This window comes from Burkholderia sp. FW306-1C-G01B (assembly GCF_058781685.1).
This window is the reverse complement of record NZ_JBYSWZ010000012.1, coordinates 263305-279013: the sequence shown is the minus strand read 5'-3', so window position 1 is coordinate 279013 and position 15709 is coordinate 263305. Positions and strand designations below refer to the sequence as shown.

Below are 15709 nucleotides of genomic sequence, written 5' to 3'. Positions count from 1 at the left end.
TTCTTCTTCATTGGCATATCCATGACCTTTACACCTCATGATATGCCCCGCCCACGAAATCACGGATAGGTCCGCGAGTAGCGCCGGGCCATGCGTCGCGAGCTATCATATGGCTCGCCCGTGCGCGATGCCGGACGGGCCGCGACCGTTTCCCCTCACCTGCTGCACGCTGCGACGCCACCATGAACACCACGCCGGATACGCCCACGCCACGCGCCCTTCGCGAACTCACGCCTCTCGAGGCCCGCATTCTCGGTGTGCTCGTCGAGAAACAGCACACGGTGCCGGACACCTACCCGCTGTCGCTGAATGCGCTGACCGCGGGCTGCAACCAGAAAACCGCGCGCTCGCCGGTGATGAACGTCAGCGAGGACGAAGTCACGACCGCGCTCGACGGGCTGAAGCACCTGAGCCTCGTGATGGAAGGCAGCAGCAGCCGTGTGCCGCGCTTCGAGCACAACATGAACCGCGTGCTCGGCATCCCGAGCCAGGCGATCGCGCTGCTGACGATCCTGCTGCTGCGCGGCCCGCAGACGGCCGCCGAGCTGCGCCTGAACAGCGCGCGCCTGCACGGCTTCGCGGATATCTCGTCGGTCGAGGCGTTTCTCGACGAACTCGCGGCGCGCGCGCAGGCGCTCGTCGTCCGGCTGCCGCGTGCGCCGGGCGCGCGCGAGAACCGCTGGATGCACCTGATGTGCGGCGAGGTGAACGTGGCCGACTTCGCGAGCGCGGACGGCGGCGGCGCGGATTCCGTGCCGCCTTCCGAATTCGAGGCGCTGAAGGCCGAACAGAAACGCCTCGCTGATGAAGTGGCGCGACTGAATGCGCTGGTTCAGCGGATGGCCAGCGAACTGGGGATCGACGTCGACGCGCAGGGCGGCGCGGGCTGATCCACGGCGCGATGCGAAGCGGTGCCGGCGCGTGCACGCGCGCCGTGCAGCGGGCATCAGTCGCCGCGACGCCATCGCTACCAGCGGCACCCCGATTGCGGCGAAACGTCGACATCCAGCGCCCTGCCGAACGCGGTTTTCTTGCCGGTGCGCGCATTGGTGTAGGTCATCGAATAGATGTTGGCGCCCTGGGACATCATTTCGTATCTCCCGTTGATCTTGCCGTCGACCATTTCGACCCAGGTTGTCGTGAACTGGTGCGGACGGTCTTCGGCGAGCACTTCGTCCTCTTCGTGTTCGATCACCAACGGCAGGGCCGTTTTCGATTTCGCGTACCGGACCATGCCGCCCGTCCAATTGACCGCATCGTCGTAGTAGGTGCGCATCTCGAAGCGCACGGGTTTGTCGCCATCCGATGTGAAGCAGAACACTTCGGTGGAAACCTTGGCGAGCGCCGGCAACGAAATACAGAGCAGTACCGCGGCGAGGGCATTTTTCATGATGGTGGTTTGCAAGAGATAAAGCGGCCTTTCAACCGACACTGATCCGCGTAGCCCCCGCATCGACGAGCCGGAACAGCAGATCCTCGACGGCCGTCTCGGGCGCGGAACCGAGATCCGCATTGACGCGCCACCCCTGTTCCGTGCGAACCGGTTCCGACAGGTAGTGAACGATGCCATGCAGCCCGTCTTCGGCCGGCGCGTTCTCGTCGTCCACATCGAACCACGCGAAGAACCATGTCTTGAGCGCGTCGACCGCCGCGCTTTCGTCGAGACCGTCGGCCTCGATCGCGGCCCAGTCCCACACGAACGGGCGGATCGATACGGCCGCCGTTTCGAGATCGAACGCGAACGGTTCGAAATCCAGTTGCGAGGTCGAATCGACCATCGACGGCTGGCCGGCCGCGTCGCCTTCGGCCGGGATCGTGTCGGCCCGGCACGGCAGCGCGAGCGGCCCTTCGGTGGCCAGCGCGCCGTCGGCCTGCCGGTAGGCCGGTTCGACGGTCACCGCCGGTTGCGCTGCCGCTTTCGCGAGCAGGTCGATATAGGGTTGGCGGATGGCACGGAGCAGTTCGGATACGGTCATCGTGGCGTGTCGGTTGGGCAGGAAACGATCGGTCACAGGCAGGCGGTGCGCCGCGCGACCCGCATCGCACGACGGGCCGCTTCGGTAACGGACAGCCGTGATCGTACGGCACTTCATCCGGGTGCGGGCAGTCGGCCGAACGGCCGTGGCTCTACAACCGCTTCAACGGGAAAGCCGCGCCGAGCAATTGCTGGCTGACGGCGCTGCTGCCGAGCAATTCGCTGGCGCCCGAGACGCCGCACTAGACGCGTCGGGCGACGCGGCGAAGGGCAGGGCGATCCGCCGCGGATCGCCCTTGTTCCATTCCGTGTCCGGCCGTCTGTCGCACGACCCTGACTCCCGTCACCCGCATTCCCCCGCCGCGACCGGCTGCCGCCTCTCCTGGGTGCCATAATCGAGCCTGCACATCATTCCAGACGTCCCCCGGAGAATCACCATGCAGAACCTCGACAATCCTTCTCACGATCGCGAGGTAGGCAGCGCCGACGCGACGCAGGACACCACGCTCATCGACGATGTCCGCATCGGCGCCGTGCGTCCGCTGATTTCGCCGGCGCTGCTGCTCGACGAGTTGCCGGTGCCGGCCGCCACGCAGACGCTCGTCGAGGATACGCGCCGCGCGATCGGCGACATCCTGCACGGCCGCGACGACCGGCTGCTGCTCGTCGTCGGCCCGTGCTCGATCCACGATCACGACCAGGCGCTCGACTACGCGCGCCGCCTGAAAGTTGCGGCCGATGCGCTGAAGGACGACCTGCTGATCACGATGCGCGTCTACTTCGAGAAGCCGCGCACGACGGTGGGCTGGAAGGGCTACATCAACGATCCGCGCCTCGACGGCAGCTTCCGCATCAACGAAGGGCTGCGCGCCGCGCGGCAGCTGCTGCTCGACGTCAACGCGCTCGGCCTGCCGGCCGCGACCGAATTCCTCGACCTGCTGAGCCCGCAGTACATCGCCGACCTGATCGCGTGGGGCGCGATCGGCGCGCGCACGACCGAGAGCCAGAGCCACCGCCAGCTCGCGTCGGGGCTGAGCTGCCCGATCGGCTTCAAGAACGGCACCGACGGCGGCGTGCAGGTCGCGTCGGACGCGATCGTCGCCGCGGCCGCGAGCCATGCGTTCATGGGGATGACGAAGATGGGGATGGCCGCGATCTTCGAGACGCGCGGCAACGACGATGCGCACGTGATCCTGCGCGGCGGCAAGAGCGGCCCGAACTACGACGCCGCGCATGTCGAGGCGTGCTGCGCGGTGCTGCGCAAGGCCGGGCTGCGCGAGCAGGTGATGGTCGACTGCTCGCATGCGAACTCGAACAAGTCGCACGAGCGGCAGATCGATGTCGCGCAGGATCTCGCGCGGCAACTGTCGCAGGGCGAGCACCGGATCGTCGGCGTGATGGTCGAGAGCCATCTCGAGGCCGGGCGGCAGGATCTGAAGCCGGGGGTGCCGTTGCAGTACGGCGTGTCGATCACCGATGCGTGCCTGAGCTGGACGCAGACGGAGCCGGTGCTCGATGTGCTGGCGGAGGCGGTGCGGCATCGCAGGGTGTATTCGCGGAATGCGTGACAGGGGCGGCGCCGATATGAGTGCTGCGTTGTCGCGTTCGATGCAGCATCTCGCGAGTGGCGCTAACATGGCGCCGGTGCGATGTGTCGCGCGCACGGAGGCGGCGAGGCCGGCCGCCGATATCGACAATCATTCACCGGAGTGCATAAAAACATGGCGTTCTACAAAACCCTCATCGCAGCAACCATCCTCGCATCGAGCGTCAGCGCACACGCGCAGATCGCCGGCGCACAGCCGCTCAGCGTGACCGTCGAGCAATCGCAGGCACTGCTCGAAGGCTGGAGCGTGAAGAAGAGCGTGCTCGGCAAGACCGTGTACAACGACGCGAACCAGAAGGTCGGCACCGTGCGCGACCTGATCGTCGCGCCGGACGGCTCGGTATCGGCGGCGATCGTGTCGGCCGGCGGCTTCCTCGGCGTGGCCGCGCACGACGTCGCGGTGCCGATCGCGTCGCTCGACGTGCGCAACGGCAACATCTACCTGCCGGGCGCGACGAAGGATGCGCTGAAGGCGACGCCGGCGTTCCAGTACGCGAAGGTGCCGTCGCCGCCGAAGCCGAAGAAGGTCGACGACAAGCACTGATCCGCCCTCTCGCGGCGTCCGTCGCGCGAAGCGCCGGCGCCGCATCCGCGGTCAGCTGCTCGAAGCATCGTCCGGCGGCGCGAGCGCGACGACGTGGCTGATTCCTTCGTGCGCCATCTTCGTATAAGGGCAGAAGCGCTCCGTATTGCGCACGAGTTCCTCCGCCACCGCGCGTTCGACGCCCGGCAACCGGACGCGGATGTTCGCGTTCAGCATGAATAGCCCGTCCATCGGATCGCGGCAGAAGTCGATCGATGCGGACACCGACGCGCCGGCGATCGACACGCCCGCCTGCGCGGCCAGCAGGCTGAGCGCACCGTGAAAACATGCCGCATAGCTCGCGGCGAACAACTGCTCGGGGTTCGGCCCGTCGCCGGGCCCGCCGAGCGCGGACGGCAGGCGCAGCTCGATGTCGAGGCGTCCGTCGTCGGAACGCGCGATGCCCGACGCGCGGCCGTGCTGCGCCGCGCCGCCCGTGACGGTTACCGTCGTCGAGTACAGCGTCTGCGGTTCCCGTCCGCGATACCTGTCGAGCAGCGAGAGCGGCGGCGGACGCAGCGGAGTCATGGCGCGTGCGATCGTGCTTCGGCGTTCAGCGTGCGGCCTGGCCTTGGCGGAACCACGCGTCGAAGGTCGTCGCGCCGAGGCGCGCGCCGGGCCCGGGAACGAGCGTGTCGTCCTGCACCGTCGCGCCGAAGTAGCCGGCGCCCGCATCCCGGACCACCGTGCGCGCGTCGTGCGTGACCGACAGGAAATGCTCGACCAGATCGGCGAGCCGCACGCGATTCGGGCCGCCGATTTCGGCGATGCCGTTGCGCGGCGCATCGAGCGCGAAATCGGCGACGGCGGCCGCGACGTCGTCCGATGCGATCGGCTGGAAGTGCGCGGTGCTCAGCCGGATCGTGTCGCCTTCCGCACCGGATTGCGCGATCGCGCCGAGGAATTCGAAGAACTGCGTCGAACGCACGATCGTATACGGCACGCCCGCTTCGCGGATCAGGTTCTCCTGGATGATCTTGCCGCGGAAATACGCGCTCTGCTGCAGGCGGTCGGTGCCGACCACCGACAGCGCGACGTGATGGCGCACGCCCGCCGCGCGCTCGGCCGCGAGCAGGTTGCGCCCCGACGTCTCGAAGAACGCCTTCACGGCCGCTTCCTCGAACGACGGCGAGTTCGCGAGATCGACCACGACGTCCGCGCCCGCGAGCGCGTCGGTCAGCCCCGCACCCGTGATCGTATCGACGCCCGTCGACGGTGCTGCCGCAACGGCCTCGTGACCGCGCGCGATCAGGTTCCTGACGACCTTGCCGCCGATCAGGCCGGTACCACCAATCACGATGATTTTCACGATTGCTCTCCTTGAACGGGCGCGCGACATGCGCGCCGCTTGAATCTGTCGAATCCGGGGCGCATCGCGTTCGCGCGATCGCGCCGGCATGTTGCCGAAAGGCGCGCAACCGGATGCGCGCGTTTTTCGACCAGCACGCATCGTAAGCATGCGCCGCTTGATCCGGTAGTGCGCTGCGAGTGCTCACCGTGTTGCGTCGAATGCATCAATCGACCGTCTCCAGCGGCGCCATCGTCGTCATCGTCGTCAGGCACTGCAGGTCGCGCGCACGCGTCTGTTCGATCATGTAGTCGATGAACGCGCGAATGCGCGTGGGCAGGTGCTTGCGGCTGAGATAACACAGGTAATGGCCGCCGTCGTCCGGCGCGTGCTGGCCGAGACAGCTCACCAGTTGCCCGTCGGCGAGCAGGTCGCACACCTGGTACGCCGGCAGCTGCGCGATGCCGAGCCCGTCGAGCACCGCGCGGACGACGAGGTCCAGATCGTTGAACGTATGGTGCGCGGCGAGCTGGCGCTGTTGCGCGAGCCCGTCGATCTTGAATTCCCATTCTGTCACGCGCCCCGATGCGGTGCGCAGGTTGATGCAGCGATGCCGCGCGAGCTCGTCGACGTGGCGCGGCAGCCCGTGCCGATGCGCATACGCCGGCGACGCGCAGACGATCATCTGCATCGGAATCAACTGGCGCGCGACGATTGCACTGTCCTCCATGCGCCCGTCGCGGAACGCGACGTCGATGCGGTCGGCCGAGAAGTCGGCCGGGCGGTCGTTCAGCAGCAGTTCGAGCGTGATGTCCGGATACTGCGCGTGGAAATCGCGCAACAGCGGTGCGATGATCTTGCGTCCGAAGCCGGGCGTCGAGCCGATGCGCAGGTGTCCGCTCGGCGGCCCGCTGCGTAGCTCGCGCATGTCCTCGAGCGCCTGCGCGAGATGTTCGATGCCGGGCCGGCAATTCTCGTAGAAGAGCTCGCCCTCGCGCGTCAGCGACATGCTGCGCGTCGTGCGCTGGAACAGGCGGGCATCGAGCCGGTCCTCCAGCTTCTGCACGTGGCGGCTGACCGACGAGCGACCGACGCCGAGGCGGTCGGCGGCGCGGGCGAAGCTGCCTTCGGTGACGACGGCGAGGAAGGTGACGACGCCGGCGTAGCAGGTCGAGAAGCTGCGTGCGTATGGATCGTCGGCGTCGGGGCGGTGGATGGCGGTGTCTGACATGGAGGCGCGGAAGTCGTAGTGTCCGTATGCGACTAGACGTTTCGGCGCTGCCGCCTGTGACACCGTCCGTCGCATTTTTCAAGAAAGGCGGCGGCGGCGGGCGAGCGGGTTATCGCTCAGGCACGAGCACCGGCGCGCCCTTGTCCTTCAGCAGCAGCACGATGAACTTCGCGGGTTTCGTGCGGCTCGCGTTACGGCCAACCGTGTGCAGGTCGTTCGGGCCCTCGTAGAACGTCTGGCCTGGCTTCAGCGTGACGGGCTCGCCGCCCTTCACCTGCATCACGATCGAGCCCTCGACCACATAGACGAACGCAGGCGCATGGTGGCGGTGGACGGGGTCGACCGCGCCGGGCGGGTATTCGACGGAGATCATCAGCGCTTCCTTGCCCGGATACGCGTCGAGCGGCTTCGTCATGAGCGGCGTGACGATGGCGGAGGGCGCCGCATGGGCAGCGCCGGCGGTTGCGCCCGCGACGACGAGCGCGGCCGCGAATGCATGTTTCAAGCGAATCATGGGGAGGGTTTCCGGTGAGTGCCGCCGGCGGGCGGCCGGCGGCGAAGGCGGGCGGTGGCCCGGGCCGGGCGCGGGCGTCAGGCGAGATTCGCCTTGTCGAGGCCGAATGCCTTGTCGGCCGAGCCCGGTGCGGTGCGGAATGCCACGTTCGCGCGGTTCCAGCCGTTGATCGCCATGACTTCGAACGTCAGGTCCGACAGTTCCTTCTCGGACAGTTGGCCGCGCACCCGGTCGTAGACGTCGTCCGGCACGCCATGCTCGGGCAGCTTCGTCAGTACTTCGGCCCATGCAAGCGCGGCCCGCTCGCGCGGCGAGAAGAGCGTCGATTCGCGCCACGTCGCGAGATGATGAAGGCGCAGTTCGCGCTCGCCGTGGAGGCGCGCTTCCTTCACATGCATGTCGAGACAGAATGCGCAGCCGTTGATTTGCGATACGCGCGCGGACACGAGATCGCGGATCGATTCCTCGATCGTGCTGTCGCGCAGCAGGTTGCTGAACTCGAGGAATTGCCTGAACAGCTCGGGCGATTGATGCATGTAGTTGAGACGTTGCGTCATGATTTCTCCTGGCGACGAAGAGAATCGCCCGCGGTTCGCGGGCGTCGGAGGCGGCATTGCGCCGCGCCGAATCATCTTAGGAGTACGGCGTCCGTCCCGGTAGACACGCAAGGTGACGCATCGTGTTGCCGGCGGCGCACCAATCGGCGAGCGGGGCGTGCGTCACGCGCACGCGGCAGCGATCCGCGCAAGCTTGTCGGGGTTGCGCTGCACGAGGATCCGGACGATCCGCGTGCCGTCCGTCTCGAACGACATCGCGGATTCGAGCTGCCCGGCGATGAAGCGCAGCATCGCCCATTCGTCGTTCAGCACGACCGTTCGCATCTCGACGCCGCTGCCGCAGCGCAGCCATGTCGCGTAGAACAGCTGTGCGATGCGGCGGCCGCCGACCATCGGTTTCGGGAAACTCTGGACCTTGCCGCCGCCGTCGCCGATCAGCATCGAGTCTTCCGCGAGCAGCGCCTGGATCGACGGGAAGTCGCCTTGCGCGAGCGCGTGCGAGAACGTCTGCAGCAATTGCCGGTGCGTTTCGCGAGGCACCGCGTAACGCGGCCGGCCGTCGTCGCGCAACTGGGCCTTCGCGCGGCTGACGAGTTGCCGGCACGCGGCTTCGGATTTGCCGATTGCATCGGCGATCTGGTCGTAGTCGACGTCGAACACTTCGCGCAGCAGGAAGGCCGCGCGCGCTTCCGGCGTCAGGCGCTCGAGCAGCAGCAGGAACGCGACCGACACGTCGTTCGCGCGCTCCGTCAATTCCTCGGGCGTCGCCGGCGATTCGCCGAGCTCGGGCTCCGGCAGCCAGATACCCGTGTATTGCTCGCGCCGGATTTTCGCCGCGCGCAGGCGGTCGATGGCGGTCCGCGTCGTGACTGCGACCAGCCACGCCTCGCCGTTCTCGATTTCGTCGCGTGCCGCTTCGTGCCAGCGCAGCCAGACGTCCTGCACGATGTCCTCCGCGTCCGCGACGGAGCCGAGCATCCGGTAGGCGATCTTCTGCAGGCGCGGGCGCAGCGCGTCGAAGGTTCGGGTGTCGTCGTTCATGCAGTCCACACCCCGTCGAAACCGAACGAGACCGGCCCGCTCAGGAACACGCTGCCGGTGCCGTCCCATTGAACGGCGACGTCGCCGCCGTCGCATTCCACCCGCACCGTGTGGTCGAGCAGCCCGCGCCGGATGCCGTTGACCGCCGCGCCGCACGAACACGAGCCCGAACCGAGCGGCACGCCGCCGCCGCGCTCCCAGATGCGCAGGCGGATATGCGAGCGGCTGACGACCTGAACGAAATGCACGTTGGTCTTCAGCGGAAACAGCGGATGCGTTTCGATTGCCGGGCCGAGCGCTTCGACATCGACCGTACCGAGATCGTCGACGAAGAACGTGCAGTGCGGATTGCCCATGCTGCACGCGGCCGGTGCGCCGGGCAGCGGGAGGGCGAGCGTGTCGACGGCTTCGGCGACGGGCACGTCCTGCCAGCCGATGCGCGGTGTGCCCATCTCCACCGTGATCAGCCCGTGCGCATCGTGCGAACAGAGCAGGCGCCCGCGGTTGGTGCGCAGCACGACCGACGCCGCGCCGGTTTCCCGCATCACCTTCCATGCGACGCCGCGCGTCGCGCTGCCGCAGGTATCGAGCATCGAGCCGTCGGGGTTCCAGAACGCGACGCGGGCCGCCGCGTCGTCGCAGTCCGATAGCACCGCGAGCTGGTTGAAGCCGATGCCGCGATGCCGGTCGCCCATGTGCCGGACGAGGTCGCGGTCGATCGCGTGTGCTTGAGCCTGATCCTGGCCGCGCAGGTCGACGACGACGAAGTCGTCGCCATTCGCGTTCATCTTCTGAAATCGGATCGGCATGGCGGTTCCGGAATCGAGGCACGCCAACACTGTACGTGGCTTGCCGGGCGCGATCAATCGCGGACGGTGCGCGCGTCTACGTAATTTTACGTAGCCCCGCATACGTAGTTATCCGCTTGTAAGCCGCCCCCGTCGCACGGAATACTACGGCCCATTGTCGCGGCCTTTGCAAGACCGTGGCACGACGCATCGACGTCACGCGTGTGCGGCCACTTCGCCGCATGCCATCAAAACCACATTGGAGACCAGGAGACGCCATGAATCGGGCTTCCAGTACCCTGCTCTGGATCGCGGTCGCGCTGCTCGGCGCGTTCTCGTTCGGAACGATCGCACTCGCGCACGGCGAGCGCGTGAGTGCCCTCTGGATCGTGATCGCCGCTGTCTGCGTGTATCTGATCGCGTATCGCTTCTACAGCCGTTTCATCGCCAGCAAGGTCATGCAGCTTGACGGGCTGCGGATGACGCCGGCGGTCAAGTACAACGACGGCCTCGACTACGTGCCGACCAACAAGTACGTGCTGTTCGGCCATCACTTCGCCGCGATCGCCGGCGCGGGGCCGCTCGTCGGGCCCGTGCTCGCCGCGCAGATGGGCTACACGCCCGGCATGCTGTGGATCCTGGCCGGCGTCGTGTTCGCCGGCGCGGTGCAGGACTTCATCGTGCTGTTCATCTCGACGCGCCGCGACGGCCGCTCGCTCGGCGATCTCGTCAAGATGGAGCTCGGTACGGTGCCCGGCGTGATCGCGCTGTTCGGCGCGTTTCTGATCATGGTGATCATCCTCGCGGTGCTCGCGCTGATCGTCGTGAAGGCGCTGACCAATTCGCCGTGGGGCACGTTCACCGTCGCCGCGACGATTCCGATCGCGCTGTTCATGGGCGTCTATACGCGCTACATCCGTCCGGGCCGCATCGGCGAAGTGTCGATCATCGGCTTCGTGCTGCTGATGGCGTCGATCGCGTTCGGCCAGACCGTGCACGATTCGCCCGCGCTCGCCGCATGGTTCACGTTCAGCGGCACGCAGCTCACGTGGATCCTGATCGGCTATGGCTTCGTCGCATCGGTGCTGCCGGTGTGGCTGCTGCTCGCGCCGCGCGACTACCTGTCGACGTTCCTGAAGATCGGCACGATCCTGGGCCTCGCGATCGGCATCCTGGTCGTCGCGCCGGAACTGAAGATGCCCGCGCTGACGAAGTTCGTCGACGGCACGGGCCCGGTGTGGTCGGGCAACCTGTTCCCGTTCCTGTTCATCACGATCGCATGCGGCGCGGTGTCGGGCTTCCACGCGCTGATCTCGTCGGGCACGACGCCGAAGCTGATCGACAACGAAACCAACGCGCGCTTCATCGGTTACGGCGCGATGCTGATGGAATCGTTCGTCGCGATCATGGCGCTGGTCGCCGCGTGCGTGATCGAGCCGGGCATTTATTTCGCGATGAACGCGCCCGCCGCCGTGCTCGGCTCGACGCCGGAAGCCGTCGCGAACACGGTTACGCAGTGGGGTTTCGTGCTGACGCCCGATATGCTGACGCAGACCGCGAAGGCCGTCGGCGAAACGACGATCATCGCGCGCGCGGGCGGCGCGCCGACGCTGGCCGTCGGCATGGCGCACATCCTGCACCAGGTGATCGGCGGCGAAGCGATGATGGCGTTCTGGTATCACTTCGCGATCCTGTTCGAGGCCCTGTTCATCCTGACGGCCGTCGACGCCGGCACGCGCGCGGGCCGCTTCATGCTGCAGGATCTGCTCGGCACGTTCCACCCGGCGCTCAAGCGCACCGAGTCGCTGCCCGCGAACCTGGTCGCCACCGGGCTGTGCGTGGCCGCGTGGGGCTACTTCCTGTACCAGGGCGTGGTCGATCCGCTCGGTGGCATCAACACGCTGTGGCCGCTGTTCGGCATCTCGAACCAGATGCTCGCCGCGATCGCGCTGGTGCTCGGCACCGTCGTGCTGTTCAAGATGAAGCGCGAGCGCTATGCATGGGTGACGATCGTGCCGACGGCATGGCTGCTGATCTGCACGCTGACGGCCGGCTGGCAGAAGATTTTCGATGCGAACCCGAAGGTCAGCTTCCTCTCGCACGCCGCGAAGCTGCAGGCCGCGGTGGACGAAGGCAAGGTGCTCGCGCCGGCCAAGTCGATCGCACAGATGAAGCGGATCATCTTCAACGACTACATCGATGCGGCGCTGGCCGGGCTGTTCATCTTCGTCGTCATCAGCATCGCGGTGTACGGCGTGATCGCCGTGCTGCGCGCGCGCCGCGAGTCGAAGCCGACCGTGCGCGAGACGCCGTACGAAGCGATGCCGGCCGCGCAGGCGCTCGGCAGCGGACGTTAAGGGGAGGCCGCGATGTTCAGCGATCTTGGCGGCGACCTGCGCAGTGCGGGGCGTTACCTCGGGCAGGCGTTGCGGCTGATGGTCGGCCTGCCCGACTACGACACCTACGTCGCGCACATGCGCGAAACCCATCCGGACCGCGAGCCGATGACGTACGAGGAATTTTTCCGCGAGCGTCAGAATGCGCGGTACGGGTCGGGAGCAGGGAAGTGCTGCTGAACCGGGCCGGTGAAACGGTTCGGTGATTTACAAGGAAGCGCCGCGATGGATTTCGCGGCGCTTTTTCTTTGGCGGGGCAGGCGGCGCGCCTGTCGCGGATATTGCCGCGTCGTTTGCCGGCGCGCAGCACGGCAATGTCCGGCGGCCGGTATCATAGAACTCATTTTTCCCCGATGGACCCGCAGGAGAACACGTCGTGCATGTCGGTGAGCGTTTCAACAGCATTTCCCATCTCGTCGGCGCGGTGCTGTCGGTGGCGGGCCTCGTGGCGCTCGTGACGATGGGCGCGCTCGAAGGCGACCCGTACAAGGTGGTGAGCTTCAGCGTGTACGGCGCGATGCTGATCCTGCTCTACGCGATCTCGACGCTGTACCACAGCGTGCGCAACCCGCGCCTGAAAGCGATCCTGCAGAAATGCGACCATTCGGCGATCTACCTGCTGATCGCCGGCAGCTACACGCCGTTTACGCTGGTCACGTTGCGCGGCCCGTGGGGCTGGTCGCTGTTCGGCGTGAGCTGGGGGCTCGCCGTGCTGGGCATCGTGCAGGAACTGACGCTCGGGCGGCGCACGCGCATGCTGTCGATGATCCTGTACGTGCTGATGGGCTGGCTCGCGCTCGTCGCGGTGCGCCCGCTGATCCATGCGCTGCCGCCGGTGGGCACCGCGTGGCTCGTGGCCGGCGGCGTGATCTACAGTGCCGGGATTTACTTCTTCATCAACGACGAACGCATCCGTCACGGGCACGGTATCTGGCACCTTTTCGTGCTGGGCGGCAGCCTGTGCCAGTTCGTCAGTGTCGCGATGTATGTGGCGTGAGCGGAAGGCGGCGTTGACACGGTGACGACGCGCAACGGGCGCGTCCGGGGAATGCCTGTCGGCGCGCGGCGGTCATGGCCGCGGCCCGCTCGCCGGCGGCCGTCAGGCGCGGTCGGGCGTCGGCGTTGCGGCTTGCAGCGCGAGAAAGCCGACCCATCCCCAGTAAACGCGATGATGCGCGATCAGCCCGTCGCGCAGATCCATCACCTCGACGAGATCGACCTGGTCGCCTTCCGGCGTTTCGCGCGGATATTCCCATGTGAGCTGGCGGCCGTTCGAGAAGAACAACCCGGTCCGGTACCAGCGTCCGAGCCTGTTGCCCGGATTGCGCAGGCCGGCCGCGAAGAACTTGCCGATCGCGGCCTTGCCATGCAGCACGCCGGAGCCGTGGTCGGGCAGCGTGACGACGGCGAGCGGCGTTTCGAGCACCGCGTCGTCCGCGTACAGCGACATCAGCGCATCGAAGTCGCGAGCGACGACGGCGGCGTGCCAGCCTTCATGGATGCGCCGGGCATCGGCGTCGGCGTGTGTCATGGCGGATTCCCTGAAGTGTCGATAACGGAACCCACTGTATGGGCGCGACGCCGCAAGACGTTTCACGTCGGCCCGAAACGTGGATGCGGCCCTGGTTGAAGGCGGCCGCGCGTCAGACCTTATCCGGCCAGCGCGTCGAGATTCAGCACATAGGATTTGCCGATCCACACCGCGCAATCGCGATGGTCGCGCAGGTCGTCGCCGGTATTCGGATGCAGGAAGATATCGAGCGCGCCGTGGTTCAGCACGAGCCACGGCACGATGTCGTCGAATCGCGCGGCGTCGAATGCGATCTGGTACGACCAGGCCGGATGCGGGCCGACGAGGCGTTCGTGAAAGCGGCCGAGTTCGATGACCGCGCCGAACCGTTCGTCGACGACCTGGCGAAACGCCCAGGCCGCGTCGCGGCTGGCCGCATCGAAATAGACGTGCGCGTGCCAACTGTCGATGGCGGTGGTGTCGGGGGCAGCCATGGAAGGACTCGATAAAAAAGGGGAATGCATGAGGCGCCGTGCGAAACGGCCGATGCGTGATTATCGCGCGTCCTTGCCCTATGCGTCGTGTCACGGTCCGGCAATCCGAAGCCGATGATTTGTCCTGTATCAGAAGAACCGTTTGATCCGATGAAACCGCTCCCGTGGTATCCGCGTGCGCGATATCACGCCGAAAGCCTTGTCGGCACTTGCGCAAGCCGCAATCGCACCGGCAACACGTCATTTCGAAAACTGAAAAAGCGGTGCGCGTGCCGTCTCGGGTCGTCCGGAAAAGTGCGATCAGGCAGTTGAATGAAATAAAGAAATTCCATTTCGGCGGGATTCACGAACGACCCAGATCGCACGTCGAATGCAAAGCTGAAAATATCAATTGCGAAATCGGCTATTCAAGCGGAATGCGGCGCGACATACGATGGTTTCAACGCATCGACGATCGCGATCGATGCGGGGACAACCATCTGGAGGCCACCATGCGATCCCTCGTTCCCGTTGCTGTTCTTTCCTGCGCCCTCGTTGCGCTGCCCGCCGTCAGCTTTGCGCAGTCGGCCGGCTCCGACTGGCAGTCGAATGCCGCGCGGCTGAGCTGGTCGGCGGCGCGCGCCGAAACCGACGCGCAACTGATGCAGATGACCCGTGCCGGCTATCGCGCGACGACGGCCGGCAACCAGAACTATCCGCTCGCGATGCAGCGTGCGCTCGAACGTGTCCGCAATCCGGTGCCGGACCGGTCGCGCGAAGAGCGGGCCGCGATGGAAGCGCGCGCTGCGCGCGACGTGCAGGGCGGCCATCCGGTCAAGGCGTTCTTCGTGAAGACCGCGTACTACCTGAAAGGCGAGAACACGTTCTGATGCGGCAGACGAGCATGGCTTGCCAGCTTCGATCCGCCAACGTCGCGCGCGCGTCAGCGCCGCGCCGGTTGCCGGATGCGCGAGCGACGCCGCGACGCAACGACGGGCACGGCGCGCGGCGCCGTGCGAAGGACAACCGCACTGCGGGGCGCGGCACGACCGCGTGTCGCGCCGCGTGGCCGGATTTCGCGTCGAGCGATGCTGCCGAGGGCGAGCGCGAATCATGAAGGCCACCCGGAAGAAACGTCGCCACGTGCCGCTGACCCGCGAGTGGCTGCTGCCGCTGCCGCCCGTGCATGCACGCGACATCTCGCTGAAATGCCACATGGCGCTCGTCGCGCTGCGCGGAGAACACGGCAACGAGGCGCTGCTGATGCGGTTGCGCACGAGCGTCTATCTGGTGTTCCTGTCGATCGACGATGCGGTGCGCGGGGGCGCGGACATCGACCTGTGCGTCGACGCGGAGCGCGCGCTCGATGCGGGCGTGGCGCGCGCGGCGCAAAGCGGCGCATGGGCGCTGCGCGACGACGAATGCGCAGTGCTCGAGCGCGTGCTTGCGGCGCACGACACCTGCGTCGCGACGCTCACGCGGCATCGGCTCGCCGAGCTGTGGCGTCATGTCTGCGTGTTCGCGTCGAGCGGCCAGCCGGCCCTCGTGGCGCGCGCGGCGGAGAAGATGCGCATGCACGCGGCCGAGTCGCTGGCCGCGTAGCGCCGCAACCGGTTTCACGGGGAGGATGGAGGAGACAGGGCCGGCCGCACCGGCGCGGCCGATGCAATCGCGCGACGCGGGCGATTGCGCGGCTGCCGCGACAACGTGATGCGGGCAATCCGTCGGCCCAAAACAAAAGCGCCAC

The 15709-nt window shown here is 66.9% G+C and carries 19 protein-coding genes; 8 read left to right on the top strand and 11 right to left on the bottom strand.

Annotation, left to right across the window (positions count from 1 at the left end; all coding sequences use genetic code 11):
• The first annotated feature begins 182 nt into the window (after window positions 1-182).
• Complete coding sequence (locus tag AC3WLY_RS24410) at window positions 183-890, top strand: YceH family protein (protein ID WP_175959937.1); 708 nt, start codon at window positions 183-185, stop codon at window positions 888-890.
• Between the two features lie 77 nt (window positions 891-967).
• Here the strand turns inward: AC3WLY_RS24410 and AC3WLY_RS24405 are convergent, their stop codons facing one another.
• Window positions 968-1390 carry a hypothetical protein gene (locus AC3WLY_RS24405; protein WP_492309452.1) on the bottom strand — a complete coding sequence of 141 codons (423 nt, stop codon included), beginning with the start codon at window positions 1388-1390 and terminating at the stop codon, window positions 968-970.
• Window positions 1391-1421: 31 nt separating this feature from the next.
• The gene (locus tag AC3WLY_RS24400; RefSeq protein WP_492309453.1) at window positions 1422-1976 is read right to left on the bottom strand and encodes a hypothetical protein; all 555 of its coding nucleotides are present in this window, start codon (window positions 1974-1976) and stop codon (window positions 1422-1424) included.
• Window positions 1977-2412: 436 nt separating this feature from the next.
• Here AC3WLY_RS24400 and AC3WLY_RS24395 point away from each other — a divergent pair, with 436 nt between their 5' ends.
• Together AC3WLY_RS24395 and AC3WLY_RS24390 are read left to right on the top strand one after the other, a co-directional pair.
• Window positions 2413-3543, top strand: a complete 1131-nt coding sequence (locus AC3WLY_RS24395) for a 3-deoxy-7-phosphoheptulonate synthase (RefSeq protein ID WP_492309454.1) — start codon at window positions 2413-2415, stop codon at window positions 3541-3543.
• A 153-nt stretch (window positions 3544-3696) separates the two neighbouring features.
• Window positions 3697-4125 (top strand): PRC-barrel domain-containing protein, encoded by a 429-nt coding sequence (locus AC3WLY_RS24390; protein WP_310136738.1) that lies wholly within the window; start codon window positions 3697-3699, stop codon window positions 4123-4125.
• Between the two features lie 51 nt (window positions 4126-4176).
• On the opposite strand, the gene AC3WLY_RS24385 is transcribed toward AC3WLY_RS24390, so the two are convergent.
• From AC3WLY_RS24385 to dapF, 7 genes are all read right to left on the bottom strand, one after another.
• On the bottom strand, window positions 4177-4692 hold the full coding sequence (locus AC3WLY_RS24385) for an Ohr family peroxiredoxin (protein WP_175959941.1): 516 nt from the start codon (window positions 4690-4692) through the stop codon (window positions 4177-4179).
• Between the two features lie 25 nt (window positions 4693-4717).
• Window positions 4718-5473: an SDR family oxidoreductase gene (locus AC3WLY_RS24380; protein ID WP_175959942.1), complete on the bottom strand. Its 756-nt coding sequence runs from the start codon at window positions 5471-5473 to the stop codon at window positions 4718-4720.
• Window positions 5474-5678: 205 nt separating this feature from the next.
• Complete coding sequence (locus tag AC3WLY_RS24375) at window positions 5679-6683, bottom strand: LysR family transcriptional regulator (protein WP_175959943.1); 1005 nt, start codon at window positions 6681-6683, stop codon at window positions 5679-5681.
• 109 nt (window positions 6684-6792) lie between these two features.
• Window positions 6793-7197 (bottom strand): cupin domain-containing protein, encoded by a 405-nt coding sequence (locus AC3WLY_RS24370; protein WP_310136736.1) that lies wholly within the window; start codon window positions 7195-7197, stop codon window positions 6793-6795.
• Between the two features lie 77 nt (window positions 7198-7274).
• Window positions 7275-7754 (bottom strand): carboxymuconolactone decarboxylase family protein, encoded by a 480-nt coding sequence (locus AC3WLY_RS24365; protein ID WP_425132308.1) that lies wholly within the window; start codon window positions 7752-7754, stop codon window positions 7275-7277.
• A gap of 162 nt (window positions 7755-7916) precedes the next feature.
• A complete protein-coding gene (locus AC3WLY_RS24360; protein WP_310136734.1) occupies window positions 7917-8795 on the bottom strand; it encodes an RNA polymerase sigma-70 factor in 879 nt (292 codons plus the stop codon).
• Window positions 8792-9604 carry a diaminopimelate epimerase gene (gene dapF, locus AC3WLY_RS24355; RefSeq protein ID WP_175959947.1) on the bottom strand — a complete coding sequence of 271 codons (813 nt, stop codon included), beginning with the start codon at window positions 9602-9604 and terminating at the stop codon, window positions 8792-8794. Before dapF ends, AC3WLY_RS24360 begins: the two co-directional genes overlap by 4 nt.
• Window positions 9605-9861: 257 nt before the next feature.
• Between dapF and AC3WLY_RS24350 the strand changes: the two genes are divergently transcribed.
• From AC3WLY_RS24350 to trhA, 3 genes are all read left to right on the top strand, one after another.
• A complete protein-coding gene (locus AC3WLY_RS24350) occupies window positions 9862-11940 on the top strand; it encodes a carbon starvation CstA family protein (protein WP_175959948.1) in 2079 nt (692 codons plus the stop codon).
• A 12-nt stretch (window positions 11941-11952) separates the two neighbouring features.
• Complete coding sequence (locus tag AC3WLY_RS24345; protein WP_006761279.1) at window positions 11953-12159, top strand: YbdD/YjiX family protein; 207 nt, start codon at window positions 11953-11955, stop codon at window positions 12157-12159.
• Window positions 12160-12355: 196 nt separating this feature from the next.
• Window positions 12356-12976: a PAQR family membrane homeostasis protein TrhA gene (gene trhA / locus AC3WLY_RS24340; RefSeq protein WP_175959949.1), complete on the top strand. Its 621-nt coding sequence runs from the start codon at window positions 12356-12358 to the stop codon at window positions 12974-12976.
• A 102-nt stretch (window positions 12977-13078) separates the two neighbouring features.
• On the opposite strand, the gene AC3WLY_RS24335 is transcribed toward trhA, so the two are convergent.
• Together AC3WLY_RS24335 and AC3WLY_RS24330 are read right to left on the bottom strand one after the other, a co-directional pair.
• On the bottom strand, window positions 13079-13510 hold the full coding sequence (locus AC3WLY_RS24335; RefSeq protein WP_492309455.1) for a nuclear transport factor 2 family protein: 432 nt from the start codon (window positions 13508-13510) through the stop codon (window positions 13079-13081).
• A gap of 119 nt (window positions 13511-13629) precedes the next feature.
• Window positions 13630-13983, bottom strand: a complete 354-nt coding sequence (locus tag AC3WLY_RS24330; RefSeq protein WP_492309456.1) for a DOPA 4,5-dioxygenase family protein — start codon at window positions 13981-13983, stop codon at window positions 13630-13632.
• 491 nt (window positions 13984-14474) lie between these two features.
• Between AC3WLY_RS24330 and AC3WLY_RS24325 the strand changes: the two genes are divergently transcribed.
• Both AC3WLY_RS24325 and AC3WLY_RS24320 read left to right on the top strand, forming a co-directional pair.
• Window positions 14475-14852, top strand: a complete 378-nt coding sequence (locus tag AC3WLY_RS24325) for a hypothetical protein (RefSeq protein WP_072440285.1) — start codon at window positions 14475-14477, stop codon at window positions 14850-14852.
• Between the two features lie 223 nt (window positions 14853-15075).
• On the top strand, window positions 15076-15564 hold the full coding sequence (locus AC3WLY_RS24320; RefSeq protein WP_492309457.1) for a hypothetical protein: 489 nt from the start codon (window positions 15076-15078) through the stop codon (window positions 15562-15564).
• Window positions 15565-15709 lie beyond the last annotated feature (145 nt).

Bases quoted from the DNA above. Each gene is read 5' to 3' on its own strand.
- AC3WLY_RS24410 (WP_175959937.1), top strand. From the start codon at position 183: ATGAACACCACGCCGGATACGCCCACGCCACGCGCCCTTCGCGAACTC.
- AC3WLY_RS24405 (WP_492309452.1), bottom strand. From the start codon at position 1,390: ATGAAAAATGCCCTCGCCGCGGTACTGCTCTGTATTTCGTTGCCGGCG.
- AC3WLY_RS24400 (WP_492309453.1), bottom strand. From the start codon at position 1,976: ATGACCGTATCCGAACTGCTCCGTGCCATCCGCCAACCCTATATCGAC.
- AC3WLY_RS24395 (WP_492309454.1), top strand. From the start codon at position 2,413: ATGCAGAACCTCGACAATCCTTCTCACGATCGCGAGGTAGGCAGCGCC.
- AC3WLY_RS24390 (WP_310136738.1), top strand. From the start codon at position 3,697: ATGGCGTTCTACAAAACCCTCATCGCAGCAACCATCCTCGCATCGAGC.
- AC3WLY_RS24385 (WP_175959941.1), bottom strand. From the start codon at position 4,692: ATGACTCCGCTGCGTCCGCCGCCGCTCTCGCTGCTCGACAGGTATCGC.
- AC3WLY_RS24375 (WP_175959943.1), bottom strand. From the start codon at position 6,683: ATGTCAGACACCGCCATCCACCGCCCCGACGCCGACGATCCATACGCA.
- AC3WLY_RS24370 (WP_310136736.1), bottom strand. From the start codon at position 7,197: ATGATTCGCTTGAAACATGCATTCGCGGCCGCGCTCGTCGTCGCGGGC.
- AC3WLY_RS24365 (WP_425132308.1), bottom strand. From the start codon at position 7,754: ATGACGCAACGTCTCAACTACATGCATCAATCGCCCGAGCTGTTCAGG.
- AC3WLY_RS24360 (WP_310136734.1), bottom strand. From the start codon at position 8,795: ATGAACGACGACACCCGAACCTTCGACGCGCTGCGCCCGCGCCTGCAG.
- dapF (WP_175959947.1), bottom strand. From the start codon at position 9,604: ATGCCGATCCGATTTCAGAAGATGAACGCGAATGGCGACGACTTCGTC.
- AC3WLY_RS24350 (WP_175959948.1), top strand. From the start codon at position 9,862: ATGAATCGGGCTTCCAGTACCCTGCTCTGGATCGCGGTCGCGCTGCTC.
- AC3WLY_RS24345 (WP_006761279.1), top strand. From the start codon at position 11,953: ATGTTCAGCGATCTTGGCGGCGACCTGCGCAGTGCGGGGCGTTACCTC.
- AC3WLY_RS24335 (WP_492309455.1), bottom strand. From the start codon at position 13,510: ATGACACACGCCGACGCCGATGCCCGGCGCATCCATGAAGGCTGGCAC.
- AC3WLY_RS24330 (WP_492309456.1), bottom strand. From the start codon at position 13,983: ATGGCTGCCCCCGACACCACCGCCATCGACAGTTGGCACGCGCACGTC.
- AC3WLY_RS24325 (WP_072440285.1), top strand. From the start codon at position 14,475: ATGCGATCCCTCGTTCCCGTTGCTGTTCTTTCCTGCGCCCTCGTTGCG.
- AC3WLY_RS24320 (WP_492309457.1), top strand. From the start codon at position 15,076: ATGAAGGCCACCCGGAAGAAACGTCGCCACGTGCCGCTGACCCGCGAG.